We start from the raw sequence: 12,352 nt of genomic DNA, 5'->3' as shown, positions 1-12,352 counted from the left end.
CCGTTCAAGGTGAAGGCAGTGGCTCACGCAGCTTTTCGGGAGAACTCACGAGCTAAGTCGAGGAATGCTCGGACGCCGGCCGATAGATTCCGGCGTCCAGGATAGTAGAGGCATAGGCCTGGATAGGGCGGCGTCCAATCTTCCAGAACACGAATAACGCGCCCCGCCTCTATGTCCGAGAGAATGTCTTGTTCGAAGAGGTAGCCCACGCCGGCGCTTTCGAGCACAGCAGTCCGCGTAAGGCTGGCCTCATCGAGTGCGATTGGCCCCCGCACGTCTATCTGCACCGGCTCGCCGTCTTTTTCGAACCGCCATCGAAACAAGGAGCCGTCCGGCAGGCGCACACGAATGCACCTGTGATTGAGAAGATCCGGAGGCACCATGGGCTTACCATGTTTCCCGAAATACTCGGGAGACCCAACCACTGCGTGTCGCTGAGGCCGGCCGAGCGAAACGGCAATCATGTCGCTGGGAACGAGGCCCTCAACCCTGACGCCCAGATCGAACCCGTCCTTGACGATATCGACCAACTTACCCTCGGTGACGATATCGACATTCATGTCGGGATAGCGGCGCAGGAACTCCAGCACGAGCGGTGAGATGATGGCGCGCGCCGCAAACGGCGCTGCGTTGATCCGTATTGTTCCGGAAGGAGTCTCGCGGTGGGCGCGTACCAGATCCAGAGCAGCATGGAGATCCTTAAGCGTGGGCCCTACCTGCTGCACAAACAACCGGCCGGCATCCGTCAGCGACACACTGCGGGTGGTACGGTTGAACAACCGCACGCCAAGTCCAGCCTCGAGCCGGCTTATCGTATGGCTCAACGCGGTCGTGGACATGCCGAGATCAATGGCCGCTGCTCGAAAAGTCCCGCGCCTCGCAATTGCAATGGCAGCTTCAAGTTCCTTCAGGCTGGCTAGCTCCATTGTCCCGCACTGTTCATCATCGCATGCCGGTTTATCCCACTTATTTATGCAATGGTCGAGGGATAAGTATCGGTTAGGTTATGAGGAGAACACAATGGATACGCCCGGAATCATAAACACGTACTTTGAAGCAGACCGTCGCAATGACGCGGATGCGCTGCTGGACACCTTTGCGATCGAAGCCGTCGTCGAAGACGAAGGAGCGCGCCATCAGGGCGTCGCCGCAATCCGAGAATGGTGGGTGGCTGCGAAGAAGGCGGCTCAGTACGTTGCTGAACCTTTGGAATGCACGGTCGACGGCGACAAAGCGCTTCTCCGAGCCAAGGTGAGCGGCCAGTTTCCCGGTAGCCCGGTGACGCTCGCCTACGACTTCGCCATCAAAGGCGGCAAGATCGTCAGCCTGGAGATCCGATAATGACTGACTTTCTCGATTTGGAAGGCAAACGCGTCCTCATTACGGCTGGGACCAAGGGCGCCGGCGCTGCGTCCGTTAGTTTGTTTCGGGAACTCGGCGCGCGGGTTCTGACGACAGCGCGGGCGCGTCCGGAAGCCCTGCCGGATGAATTGTTCGTTGAAGCGGACCTGACCACCGAGGAAGGCTGTGCAATGGTCGCGGATGCCGCGCGCCAACGTCTCGGCGGCGTTGATATCATCGTTCACATGCTGGGCGGTTCGTCAGCGGCCGGCGGTGGATTTTCCGCTTTAACAGACGACGAATGGCAAAAGGAGCTGTTTCTCAATCTGTTTCCAGCTGTTCGACTGGATCGGCTGCTCGTCCCGGACATGGTCGCCCGAGGGAGCGGCGTGGTCGTGCATGTCACTTCCATACAGAGGGTGCTGCCGCTTCCAGAATCGACGACCGCCTATGCTGCAGCCAAGGCAGCACTTTCTACCTACAGCAAGGCCATGTCCAAGGAGGTGTCGCCGAAGGGTGTCCGCGTCGTTCGGGTGTCGCCGGGCTGGATCGAAACGGAAGCCTCCGTTCGCCTTGCTGAGCGCTTGGCGAAGCAGGCCGGAACTGACCTTGAAGGCGGCAAAAAGATCATCATGGATGGGCTTGGCGGCATTCCGCTCGGTCGTCCGGCCAAACCGGAAGAGGTCGCGAATCTGATCGCATTCCTCGCCTCCGACCGCGCTGCTTCGATCACCGGTAGCGAATTCACGATTGATGGGGGGACGGTCCCCACTGCATAGATGCTGCCATGCACGTGCAGATCAGGCGGGTGCGTCCCACCCGCCAATTTGGGAATAGATTGCATTGCGGAGATGACGTACGTCGCGGTTCAGCGCGGCCAACTCATGCGGTGTTTGGGTCGAGACTGCAAGCAAAGTGTCGCTGAGACAACCTGCCTTGTGCTGCAAGGCGCGGCCTTCTTCGGTCAACGCGATCACCACTTGCCGCTCGTTGCTCAGGTTTCTGGTCCTGCGCAGCAGGCCGGATGCCTCGAGGCGCTTCAGAAGCGGCGTCAACGTGCTGGATTCCAAAGCAAGGGCGTTGGCAATTGAGCCCACCGTTTGCCCATCTTCGCTCCATAACACGTTGAGCACGAGATACTGCGGGTAAGTCAGGCCCAACTCATCGAGAAGGGGCTTGTAGGCACGCTGGATGGCGATGCCGGCGGTGTAAATCGCGTAGCACAATTGGTCGTGTAAAGGCGGTGGATCGTTGTGAGGTTTGGTCATTTTAAGCTCCTGTAGACCTCCATATAGCCTATGCAATAGCAAAATTAAATATCGCGATAAGAATTATCTTGACGAGCAATCTAAAGTCTGCGAGCTTACATATATCGCGATAACAGTTATCGCAGTTATAGGAGATAGCCATGACACGCAAGACCACGACCACCGTAGCCGCAATTGCTGCTGCAGCCTCACTGTCCGCTGCCGCATTGCCGGCGAACGCAGCGGACACCATCCCTCAAGACCAGTCCGTCAGAAACGTTGTGCTTGTCCACGGCGCCTTTGCGGACGGTTCTGGCTGGAAGGGTGTTTACGACAATCTCACCAAGCGCGGCTATCGCGTTACGATCGTCCAGAACCCGCTAACCTCCCTCGAAGACGACGTTGCCGCCACCAAACGTGCGTTGGAACGGCAGGATGGTCCGGTCATTCTCGTTGGACATTCCTGGGGCGGCACGGTCATCACGGAAGCGGGCGTCGACGCAAAGGTTGCTGGCCTCGTCTATGTTTCTGCTCTGTCCCCCGATGCCGGCGAGACAACGGCACAGCAATACCAAGGATTTGCTCCTGCATCGGCATTCGTCATTGAGACCACGAAAGATGGCTTTGGATATGTCAGCCCGGAAAAGTTCAAGACTGGCTTTGCTCATGACGTCAGCGATGCGGATGTTGCATTCATGAGGGATGCGCAGGTTCCGATCAACATGTCGGCGTTCGGCACGAAGTTGGAAAATGCTGCATGGCGCACCAAGCCGAGCTGGGCCGTCATCGCTACCGAAGACAAGGCATTCGATCAGGCGATGCTGATCCACATGGCAGAGCGCATCAAGGCGAAGATCACCAAGGTTTCGGCAAGCCACGCCCTGTTCATGACGCAGCCGAAGGTCGTCGCCGATACCATTGATCAGGCCGCTAAGGCCGTCTCGGCGAAGAAGCAATGACAGACGTAGCCTCATCGGGACAGTCCGCACTGTCCCGATGACGACGAGCAGGGGCTGTCGAACCGAGCGAGGTCGGGCCGAAGCGCGCACATGGAAGGCCGCACGATCTCGGACTGGGATCCATTGCCCGCATTCGCCCCCGGGATCCCCAGCAATTTCGCTATTATTTTGAATCCATTCACGGAGGTAGTCACGTGAAGCTGAATAGTCATGACCAAAATGCACCCGAAAATCCGCCCATTCCTCAGCGCGAGGTCGGTGCTGTTTTCGACTTCATCGTCTGCGGCGCCGGGTCCAGCGGCTCCGTTGTCGCTGCGCGACTGGCAGAGGATGGGAACGCGAGCGTTCTGCTGCTCGAGGCAGGTGGGGACGATGCGGCCGAAACCGTTACGGACCCTGCGCAGTGGCCGCTCAATCTCGGCTCGAGCCGGGACTGGGGTCTTGTTGGACAACCGACCCCCGGCCTAGATGGACGACGTCTCCCTCTCAGCATGGGCAAGGGGCTCGGTGGCGGTTCGAGCATCAATGTCATGGTGTGGGCCAGAGGACACAAGGGAGATTGGGACCACTTTGCCGCTGAAGCCGGCGATGACGCGTGGGGCTACCAGTCGATCCTCGGCTACTATCGCCGGATCGAAGACTGGCACGGCGCTCCGGACCCAACGCGTCGCGGCGTGGGAGGACCTGCCTACGTAGCGCAGCCGCAGGCGCCCCAACCGATCGCAGAGGCCCTGTTGCGTGCGGCATCCACTATCGGCATTCCCGTCTACGATAGCTCGAACGGTGAAATGATGGAGGGGCCAGGAGGGGCATCGATCGCTGAACTGCGGATCCGCGATGGCAAGCGGGAATCCGTGTTCGGATCCTATGTGCGTCCGCTCATGTCGCGGCCGAACCTGACGGTGCTGACCGATGCGCTGGTCACGCGTCTCATCTTCGATGGCAAGCGGGTGATTGGGGTCGAGGTTCTCGTCGAAGGTCAGCGACGTCAGTTCACGGCGCGTTGCGAGACGGTGCTTTCGCTTGGCGCGATCAACACGCCGAAAGTTCTGATGCAGTCCGGTATAGGCCCGGAAGATGAGTTACACGCTCATGGCATTCCTGTCGTTCAGCACTTACCTGGTGTCGGTCGCAATCATCAGGATCACCTCGCATTCGGCTGCACCTGGGCATATCGAAAACCTGAAACAATCGGTGGTAGCGGCTGCGAAGCAAAACTATATTGGAAGAGCGACTCGCGTCTTGCCCAGCCGGACATTCTTCAGTGCCAGCTGGAGTTCGCAGTGCCATCGCCGATCGAGACGGGTCTCGAAACGCCCGAACATGGCTGGACTATGTTTAACGGTCTCGCCCAACCGCAAAGCCGTGGCCGACTACGGCTTTCCGGGCCGGATACAAACGATCCCATCCTGATCGAACCCAACTCTTTGAGTGAACCAGAAGACATGGCTGCTGCCCTGGCCGCGGTGGAGCTATGCCGGGAATTGGGAAATAGCGACGCTTTCAAGCCCTTGGTAACGGCCGAGACTGCTCCGGGTGCGCGCGACCGATCGGGGATGATCGACTTTATACGGCGTTCGGCCGTCACCTATTGGCATCAATCCTGCACAGCCAAGATGGGGCGCGACAGCATGTCGGTGGTCGATAACGAGCTCAAAGTGTATGGTATTGATGGCCTTCGCATCGCAGACTCTTCGATCATGCCTCGCATCACCACCGGCAACACGATGGCGCCTTGTGTTGTCATTGGAGAGCGGGCGGCCGATCTGATCCGGGAAATGCATGGCCTTACGGACTCGAGCGGAGGGTTCAATCAGCTCATATGATGAAGAGATTTATGTGGAGCTCGGCGGCGCATGCGTGGGCCGCCGAGCTTTTTTAGCAACGGGTTTGTACTGGTTCAAGGCGACTAACCTCACGGCACCTGCGCCCCACTCACGGCGACATAGACCGAATAAACCGACCGCGTCGCCGCAATGAACAGCCGATTGCGTTGAGGCCCGCCGAAAGTGAGGTTGGCGACGGTCTGGGGTACGCGGATCTTGCCGATCAGTTTGCCCGTCGGGTCAAAGCAATGCACGCCATCGGCCGCACTCGACCAGAGGTTCCCGTTGACGTCTGTGCGGATGCCGTCCGGAATGCCGTTGTCGATGAGACAGAAGACGCGGCCGTTTGCCAGGCTGCTGCCGTTAACCACGTCGAAAGCGCGGATGTGGCGCGGCAGGCTTTCGTCATGGCTGGCGGCTGAGTCTGCGACGTAGAGGATTGTCTCGTCAGGCGAGAAGGCGAGGCCGTTCGGCTGGGTGAAATCCGTGACGACAGCCGCAAGTGCGCCTGTCGTCGGATCGAGCCGATAGACGTTGCGCGTTGCCTGCTCCGGCTCGGCGCGAAAACCTTCGTAGTCCGACATGATGCCGTAGGTCGGATCGGTGAACCAGATCGAGCCGTCTGATTTCACCACCACATCGTTCGGCGAATTGAGCCTGGCGCCCTCGAAACGGTCCGCGAGCACGGTGATCGAGCCGTCGACCTCGGTGCGGGTGACGCGGCGCGCCCCATGTTCGCAGGAGATCAGCCGTCCCTGCCGGTCGCGCGTATGGCCGTTGGTGAAGTTGGACGGCTGCCGATAGACGGAGACGCCGCTGTCAGGTGTCCATCGCAGCATGCGCTGGTTGGGAATGTCGCTCCACAACAGCTGGTTCGCATCGTTGAACCAGACCGGACCCTCCGCCCAGCGGCAGCCGGAATGGAGTTCGTCGAGACCGGCGCTGGTCACGATCATCTGCCGGAAGCGCGGGTCGTGGATTTCGTAAATGCTGGCCTCGGCCATGGCGGTCTTTCCGTTTATCGCATGCCGGCCCGGCGACCGCCGGCGAGCATGATGACGCTGATGATGATGAGGCCGGTCATGATCAGGCGGATGCCCGCGCCGAGCCCGTAAGTGTTGAGCATGGAAACGACCAGGAACATGAAGAGCGATGCGCCCCAGATGCCCGGCACGTTGGAATCGCCGCCGGCGACTGCCGTGCCGCCGATCACGACGACGGCAATCGACATCAGCAGATATTCCGAGCCCATGTTGAGCGCCGCGCCGCCGGAGAAACAGGCGAGCAGATAGCCTGCGACCGATGCGAGCACGGCGCAGAAGAGATAGGTGACGAAGCGCGTGCCATCGACCGGTATGCCGGCCATGCGCGCAGCCGGCATGCTCTGGCCGATCGCCGAGATCCAGCGCCCGTAGATGGTCTTTTCGAGCAGGAACCAGGCAAGCAGCGAGATGAGGGTTGCCACGATCGCCACATTCGGCACGCCGAGCGTGTTCGACGTGGTGAATTCCGCCAGCACGCTCGGAGGCTTGATGCGCAAGCCCCGGTTCGTCCAGATGGCGGCGGACTGCACGATGAAGCTCATGGACAGTGTGGCGATGATCGGCGGAATGCGCAGCGCCTTGATGAGTGCATAATTGCCGAGACCGACGACAACACCGATGATGATGGCGACGAGAAGGCCGGGCAGGATCATGCCGTTTTCGACATTCATCAGCTTCAGCGCCACCGTGCCGGCAAGCGTCATGGTGGCGGGAACCGAGAGATCGATATTGCCGGGGCCGAGCGTGATGACGAACATCTGGCCGATGCCGACGATGACCGAGAAGGCCGCGAAGGTGAGGGCTGCCTGCGACAGGCCAAGAGCGCTGGCGCCGAGCGTCACCATGATCGTCAGGAACCAGACGACAAAGGCGGCAAGCCACGACCAGATCCAGGGTTTGCGGAATAGGCGAAGGAGCGGGGTCATCGGCGTTTCTCCCGCTTCTCCAGGCGGTTCAGCATCAGCCGAAGTGCCAGCACGATGATCAGAATCGCGCCCTGAGCCCCGATCTGCCAGTCCGGCGAGATGCGCAGGAAGGACAGGAACGAGCCGGCAAGCGTCAGCGTCAGCGCGCCGATGACGGCGCCGATCGGGGAGACGCGGCCGCCGATGAACTCGCCGCCGCCGAGGATCACGCCGGCGATCGACAGCAACGTGTAGCGCAGCGCGATATTGGCATCGGCCGAGGTGGTCAGGCCGACGAGGGCGATGCCGGCGAGCACGGCAAAGAGGCCGGCAAGACCATAGGCGGCAGCGCGCGCTCCGACAATCGACCAGCCGGCGCGCTCGACCGAGCGTTGGTTGCCGCCAATGCCACGCATCAGCACGCCGAGCGACGACCGCATGACGAGAAGATGGGCGACCAAGGCGATGACGATGCTGGCGACGATCGCCATCGGCGCCAGCGGCGGCTTGACGGTCATCAGCCAGCGCACCCAGTCCGGCGCCTGCCCGCCCGGTGCCGGCAGCAGCAGGACGGCAAGGCCGCCCCAGACGAAGCTCATGCCGAGGGTGACGACAATGGACGGCAGGTTGCGCAGATAGATGACGACGCCGAGGCCTGCATAGGTTGCGATCGCGCCTGCAAGGATCAGCACGCCGATCACCGGAGCATCCCGCAGAAAGGTCGCGGTGACGCAGGCGACGAAGCTGACGAAGGCGCCCATCGAGAGATCGAGATCGTTGACCGCCATCACGATCATCTGGGCGATCGTCGCAAGCGCGATCGGCACAGCCAGGTTGAACAGCAGGTTGAGCCCGACATAGCTCATGGCGCGCGGCTGCAGCCAGAAGACGGCGGCGAGCAGCAGCGTCAGCGATAGGGCGGGAATGGCTAGACGCAGGGCGTCGGACGACAGCCGGAACGTCATGCGGCGACCCCTTCGAAGGAGGCGGCGATGATGTTCTTCTCGTTGACGGCATCACCGGCGAGTTCGGCCGTGATGCGGCCTTCGCGGAAGACGTAGACGCGGTCGCAGAGGCGGACCTCGTCCATCTCCGTCGAGTACCAGATGAAGGTGCGGCCGCGCGCCGCTTCCTCGCGGATGATCGCGTAGACCTCCTGCTTGGTGCCGACGTCGACACCGCGCATCGGATCGTCCATCAGGACAACAGGCGCGCGCGTTGCAAGCGCGCGGGCAAAGAGCACCTTTTGCTGGTTGCCGCCCGAAAGCGACAGGATGCGGTTGTCCATATCGGGCGTGCGGATCTCGATCCGCCGCTTCCAGTCGGCGCCTTTCGTGCCCTCCTCGCCCGCGAGGATGAGGCCGCGTCGGGAGAGGTCACCGAGCGAGGCGATGGAGAAGTTGCGCAGGATGCTCCAGAGTTCGAAGATGCCGTTGAGGCGGCGGTCGCCGGCGACGAAGGTGACGAGCGGATCGCGCTCGGGCAGCCAGTTGCCGGACTGGGCGGCATGCAGGGCGAGCAGGAGCTCCGTCTGCCCATGGCCCGCCAGACCCGCCAGGCCGATGATCTCGCCCTTGCGCGCCGCAAAGGAAAGGCCCTTCCCCTGATGGGATAGGATGACCGGAGCGGCGGACAGTTCGCGCACTGAGCGCTGCCCTGTCTCCTCCTTCGCAACCGTGCCCATGGCTTCGACGAGGCCGTGTTGGTCAAAGCCCCGCGCCGGGCGCTCGGCGACGACGCGACCGTCCTTCATGACGATGATGCGGTCGGCGGTTTCGAGGATCTCGTGCAGGATATGCGAGATGAAGATGACGGACCCGCCCTCGGCAATGAAGCGGCGGACATGGTCGAGCATCTGGCGGGCAAGGCTTGCATCGAGCGACGAGGTCGGTTCGTCGAGGATCACCAGCCTCGGTGCAATGCCGGAGTCGGAAAAGGCCATTGATATCTCGACCATCTGCCGCTCGGCGATCGAAAGATCTCCCACGGCCCGGCTGCTGTCGATGCCGTGGCCGGGAAAGACGGCGTCGAGGCTCGTCTCAATGATTTTTGCGGCGCGCTTCCGCCAACCCAAACCACCGAGATGGCGATGCATGATGCGCGTGTTCTCGATGATCGAAAGGTTGGGGCAGAGCGAAAGCTCCTGGAAGACGCAGCGCACGCCGCGGGCACGCGCGGCGTTGATGCCGTAGCGCTCCAGCCGCTCGCCGTCGCTCGCCACACTTCCTTCATGCGGCGCGAGACCGCCGTTGATCACGCTGACGATGGTGGACTTGCCGGCGCCATTGTGTCCGACCAGCCCGACGCATTCGCCCGGCATGACGTGGAGGGTCACGCCATCGAGTGCCCTGACTGCGCCGAAACTCACCTTGGCGCCATCGACGGCGATCACCGCCTTCAAAACGTCATCCATGCTGCCCGCCATGCCTGCTGCAAAAAATGCCGCGCGACCTTCTGCGGCCGCGCGGCAGTCGCCGGGAGAATTACTTTGCCGACTCTATGACCTTGATTGCGTCTGCCTGCGTGTATTCCACGTTGGCGACGCCGCCGGCCTGGGTATTGGCGAGGTTGGTTTCGAGATTATCCTGGTCGATGCGCAGGAAAGGCACGACGAGGTCCTTCTTGACTTCCTTGCCGTCGAGGATCTGTTGTGCCACCCAGAAGGCGAGCGTGGAAACGCCGGGCGCGATGGACACGGACATGGTCTCGTAGCCCTTCGCGTCCTTCTGCTCCTTCCACCACTTCAGTTCGTCTTCGCGGTTGCCCATGATAATGATCGGCATCTTCCGGTCGGTCGCGGCAATCGCCTGGGCGGCGCCGTAGCCGTCGCCGCCCTGCGTTACCACACCGACGATGTCGGGCAGGCTCGGAAGGATGCCGGCGACAGCCTTCTGCGCCACGTCCTGCGCCCAGTCGCCATGAACGGAGCCGACAATCTTGAACTGCGGGAACTGCTTGACACCCTCGTGAATGCCGGCAGAGATCTCGTCGTCCACGAAGACACCGGCAAGGCCGCGGATCTCGAGCAGGTTGCCACCATTCGGAATTTTCTTCGACAGGTACTCGACCTCGCTCCGCCCCATTTCCTTGAAGTTGACGGCGATGCGCCAGGCGCAGGGCTCGGTCACGATGCCGTCGAAGGAGACGACGGTGATGCCGGCGTCGCAGGCCTCCTTGACCGCGCCGTTCAGCGCCGTCGGCGAGGCGGCGTTCAGCACGATGGCGTCATAGCCCTGCAGGATCATGTTCTGGATCTGCGCGGCCTGTTCCGTCGCCTGGTTCTCGGCGGTGGTGAAAGGGTCGGCTGCGGCAACGGTGCCCGCCTTTACGGCTTCGCCCGTCACCTTGCCCCAGCTCGTCAGCATGGCCTGGCGCCACGAGTTGCCGGCATAGTTGTTGGAAAGGGCGATCTTCTTGGCCGACGTGTCGGCAAAGGCGGAAACGGGCATCGCGGCGCAAGCAATAGCGGCCGATGCCAGAAGCATCTTACGGATTGTCATGTCTTCCTCCCTGATGATCGCGCTGGTCGGCGGATCGCTTCACTCCTGCCGGCCCAATTGGGTCTGAGTGAAAATTGTTCTTGCACTGAGCTTCCTCCTCTCAGTAAGGGCAGGATGCGGGAGATCGACCGGCCTGTACAGGGGCAAGGCGGCAATCCGTTTGCGGGATTTGCGCAACAAGCTGCGGGTTTACGCAAGACGGCGGCGCTTCCGCGGGCGCTTACTGCGAAGGGTCGCGGCCGGTTGAGGAGCCTGCCGCCGCCTCGGGGAGGAACTGACGATGCTGCATCTCGTACCCGCAGCCATGTTCGACCATTATCTCGGCATCTCCCGGCTGCTAGCGGGCCAGCTCGACTTTCGCTCGGCTATCCGTTCCGTTGCCGCCGAGGTCGCCCATATCATCCCGCACGACCACCTCGATGTCTGCGTGCTGCTTGAGGGCGGCAACTACCACACGGCCTACGAGACGGGCATCGAAACTGCCTGGGGCGGGCTTGCCGGCGCGCCTGTTGTCAACAGCCCCATCCGTTCGCTGCTCTGGGGCGAGGTGGATTTTCTGCTGGCGGACGACGCCATGACCGACCCGCGTTTCCACTTCGAGGGCGCCTTCAAGCGGCCGATCGTCGAACAGTCGCTGAGGAGCCGCTTACATGTGCCGATGAAAGTGCAGGGCACGATCATCGCAGCGCTCTCCTGTTCGTCGCACAGGGCGGGCGTCTATACGATGGAGGATATTGAACGCGCCCGCATCATCGCCGACCTGCTGACGCCCTATTTCTTCGCGCTGCAGGCGGCCGAGCAGGCGCAACGCTCGGCCATTGTCGAGGCAGAGGCCCGCGCCCGCGAGGAGGGTTTGCGGCAAGGTGCGCTGAAGCTTACCGAAGCGCTGGAGCAGGAACGCCAGCGCATCGGCATGGACCTGCACGACCAGACGCTCGCCGACTTGACGCGGCTCGCCCGCCGGATCGATCGGCTGTCGCGCAACGGCGAGGTGGCGCCCGAGGCGCTGGAGCCGATCTCCCGTTCCCTGCAGCATTGCATGCAGGATCTGCGGCAGATCATCGAGCAGGCAAAACCCTCCGTGCTCCAGCTCTTCGGCCTCGCCCAGGCAATCGAACATCATCTGGACCGATCGACCCGCGACACGGGATCGGGGATCGAGTGGGGCCTTGTCGACGAGACGCACGGCGCACTGGAGCGACTGGAACCGACCGTCAGCGTCGCGCTGTTCCGGATCGCCCAGGAGGCGATCAACAATGCGGTGCGCCATGCCGCGCCACTGGCCGTCACGGTGCGGCTCGAGGCCGATGACGACCGGCTATCGATCGAAATCTCCGACGACGGAACCGGCCTCGCCAAGGCGCGGGGACGGATCGGCGGCGGCATCGACAATATGAAGACCCGTGCGCGGCTGATTTCGGCGCGGTTCACGACCGGCCCCGGCCACAACAATCGCGGCACTGTGGTGCGCGTCGTGCTACCGCTCGTACCGAACGACCCGCCGAGCGGGCCAAACTGAGGAGAAGGGCAT

The 12,352-nt window shown here is 62.1% G+C and carries 12 protein-coding genes; 5 read left to right on the top strand and 7 right to left on the bottom strand.

Annotated elements, in window-relative coordinates; all coding sequences use genetic code 11:
• Window positions 1–23 precede the first annotated feature (23 nt).
• Entirely contained in the window at window positions 24–926 is a 903-nt protein-coding gene (locus HFO71_RS25695; protein ID WP_077980641.1) for a LysR family transcriptional regulator, read from the bottom strand.
• A gap of 94 nt (window positions 927–1,020) precedes the next feature.
• Between HFO71_RS25695 and HFO71_RS25690 the strand changes: the two genes are divergently transcribed.
• Both HFO71_RS25690 and HFO71_RS25685 read left to right on the top strand, forming a co-directional pair.
• Window positions 1,021–1,341 (top strand): nuclear transport factor 2 family protein, encoded by a 321-nt coding sequence (locus HFO71_RS25690; RefSeq protein ID WP_077980642.1) that lies wholly within the window; start codon window positions 1,021–1,023, stop codon window positions 1,339–1,341.
• Entirely contained in the window at window positions 1,341–2,120 is a 780-nt protein-coding gene (locus tag HFO71_RS25685) for an SDR family oxidoreductase (protein WP_131661228.1), read from the top strand. The genes HFO71_RS25690 and HFO71_RS25685 overlap by 1 nt, the downstream gene beginning before the upstream one ends.
• Window positions 2,121–2,141: 21 nt before the next feature.
• Here HFO71_RS25685 and HFO71_RS25680 read toward each other — a convergent pair whose 3' ends face one another.
• Complete coding sequence (locus HFO71_RS25680) at window positions 2,142–2,609, bottom strand: MarR family winged helix-turn-helix transcriptional regulator (protein WP_077980644.1); 468 nt, start codon at window positions 2,607–2,609, stop codon at window positions 2,142–2,144.
• Window positions 2,610–2,749: 140 nt separating this feature from the next.
• On the opposite strand from HFO71_RS25680, the gene HFO71_RS25675 reads away from it, so the two are divergent.
• Complete coding sequence (locus tag HFO71_RS25675; protein WP_131641077.1) at window positions 2,750–3,547, top strand: alpha/beta hydrolase; 798 nt, start codon at window positions 2,750–2,752, stop codon at window positions 3,545–3,547.
• Window positions 3,548–3,741: 194 nt separating this feature from the next.
• Window positions 3,742–5,373, top strand: a complete 1,632-nt coding sequence (locus HFO71_RS25670; protein WP_077980646.1) for a GMC family oxidoreductase — start codon at window positions 3,742–3,744, stop codon at window positions 5,371–5,373.
• An 89-nt stretch (window positions 5,374–5,462) separates the two neighbouring features.
• Here the strand turns inward: HFO71_RS25670 and HFO71_RS25665 are convergent, their stop codons facing one another.
• From HFO71_RS25665 to HFO71_RS25645, 5 genes are all read right to left on the bottom strand, one after another.
• Complete coding sequence (locus HFO71_RS25665) at window positions 5,463–6,377, bottom strand: SMP-30/gluconolactonase/LRE family protein (RefSeq protein ID WP_131641078.1); 915 nt, start codon at window positions 6,375–6,377, stop codon at window positions 5,463–5,465.
• A gap of 14 nt (window positions 6,378–6,391) precedes the next feature.
• The gene (locus tag HFO71_RS25660; protein WP_131641079.1) at window positions 6,392–7,342 is read right to left on the bottom strand and encodes an ABC transporter permease; all 951 of its coding nucleotides are present in this window, start codon (window positions 7,340–7,342) and stop codon (window positions 6,392–6,394) included.
• Window positions 7,339–8,286 (bottom strand): ABC transporter permease, encoded by a 948-nt coding sequence (locus HFO71_RS25655; RefSeq protein ID WP_003550647.1) that lies wholly within the window; start codon window positions 8,284–8,286, stop codon window positions 7,339–7,341. Before HFO71_RS25655 ends, HFO71_RS25660 begins: the two co-directional genes overlap by 4 nt.
• Entirely contained in the window at window positions 8,283–9,734 is a 1,452-nt protein-coding gene (locus HFO71_RS25650; protein WP_168285749.1) for a sugar ABC transporter ATP-binding protein, read from the bottom strand. Before HFO71_RS25650 ends, HFO71_RS25655 begins: the two co-directional genes overlap by 4 nt.
• A 70-nt stretch (window positions 9,735–9,804) precedes the next feature.
• Window positions 9,805–10,821: an ABC transporter substrate-binding protein gene (locus HFO71_RS25645; protein ID WP_131641081.1), complete on the bottom strand. Its 1,017-nt coding sequence runs from the start codon at window positions 10,819–10,821 to the stop codon at window positions 9,805–9,807.
• 280 nt (window positions 10,822–11,101) lie between these two features.
• Between HFO71_RS25645 and HFO71_RS25640 the strand changes: the two genes are divergently transcribed.
• A complete protein-coding gene (locus HFO71_RS25640) occupies window positions 11,102–12,340 on the top strand; it encodes a GAF domain-containing sensor histidine kinase (protein WP_020046916.1) in 1,239 nt (412 codons plus the stop codon).
• Window positions 12,341–12,352: the final 12 nt, after the last annotated feature.

The sequence above is a fragment of the Rhizobium laguerreae genome (assembly GCF_019778565.1).
Classification (GTDB): Bacteria; Pseudomonadota; Alphaproteobacteria; order Rhizobiales; family Rhizobiaceae; genus Rhizobium; species Rhizobium laguerreae.
This window is presented reverse-complemented; position numbering and strand designations above follow the sequence as displayed.

Bases quoted from the DNA above. Each gene is read 5' to 3' on its own strand.
- HFO71_RS25675 (WP_131641077.1), top strand. From the start codon at position 2,750: ATGACACGCAAGACCACGACCACCGTAGCCGCAATTGCTGCTGCAGCC.
- HFO71_RS25655 (WP_003550647.1), bottom strand. From the start codon at position 8,286: ATGACGTTCCGGCTGTCGTCCGACGCCCTGCGTCTAGCCATTCCCGCC.
- HFO71_RS25680 (WP_077980644.1), bottom strand. From the start codon at position 2,609: ATGACCAAACCTCACAACGATCCACCGCCTTTACACGACCAATTGTGC.
- HFO71_RS25685 (WP_131661228.1), top strand. From the start codon at position 1,341: ATGACTGACTTTCTCGATTTGGAAGGCAAACGCGTCCTCATTACGGCT.
- HFO71_RS25695 (WP_077980641.1), bottom strand. From the start codon at position 926: ATGGAGCTAGCCAGCCTGAAGGAACTTGAAGCTGCCATTGCAATTGCG.
- HFO71_RS25690 (WP_077980642.1), top strand. From the start codon at position 1,021: ATGGATACGCCCGGAATCATAAACACGTACTTTGAAGCAGACCGTCGC.
- HFO71_RS25650 (WP_168285749.1), bottom strand. From the start codon at position 9,734: ATGGATGACGTTTTGAAGGCGGTGATCGCCGTCGATGGCGCCAAGGTG.
- HFO71_RS25665 (WP_131641078.1), bottom strand. From the start codon at position 6,377: ATGGCCGAGGCCAGCATTTACGAAATCCACGACCCGCGCTTCCGGCAG.
- HFO71_RS25660 (WP_131641079.1), bottom strand. From the start codon at position 7,342: ATGACCCCGCTCCTTCGCCTATTCCGCAAACCCTGGATCTGGTCGTGG.
- HFO71_RS25640 (WP_020046916.1), top strand. From the start codon at position 11,102: ATGCTGCATCTCGTACCCGCAGCCATGTTCGACCATTATCTCGGCATC.
- HFO71_RS25645 (WP_131641081.1), bottom strand. From the start codon at position 10,821: ATGACAATCCGTAAGATGCTTCTGGCATCGGCCGCTATTGCTTGCGCC.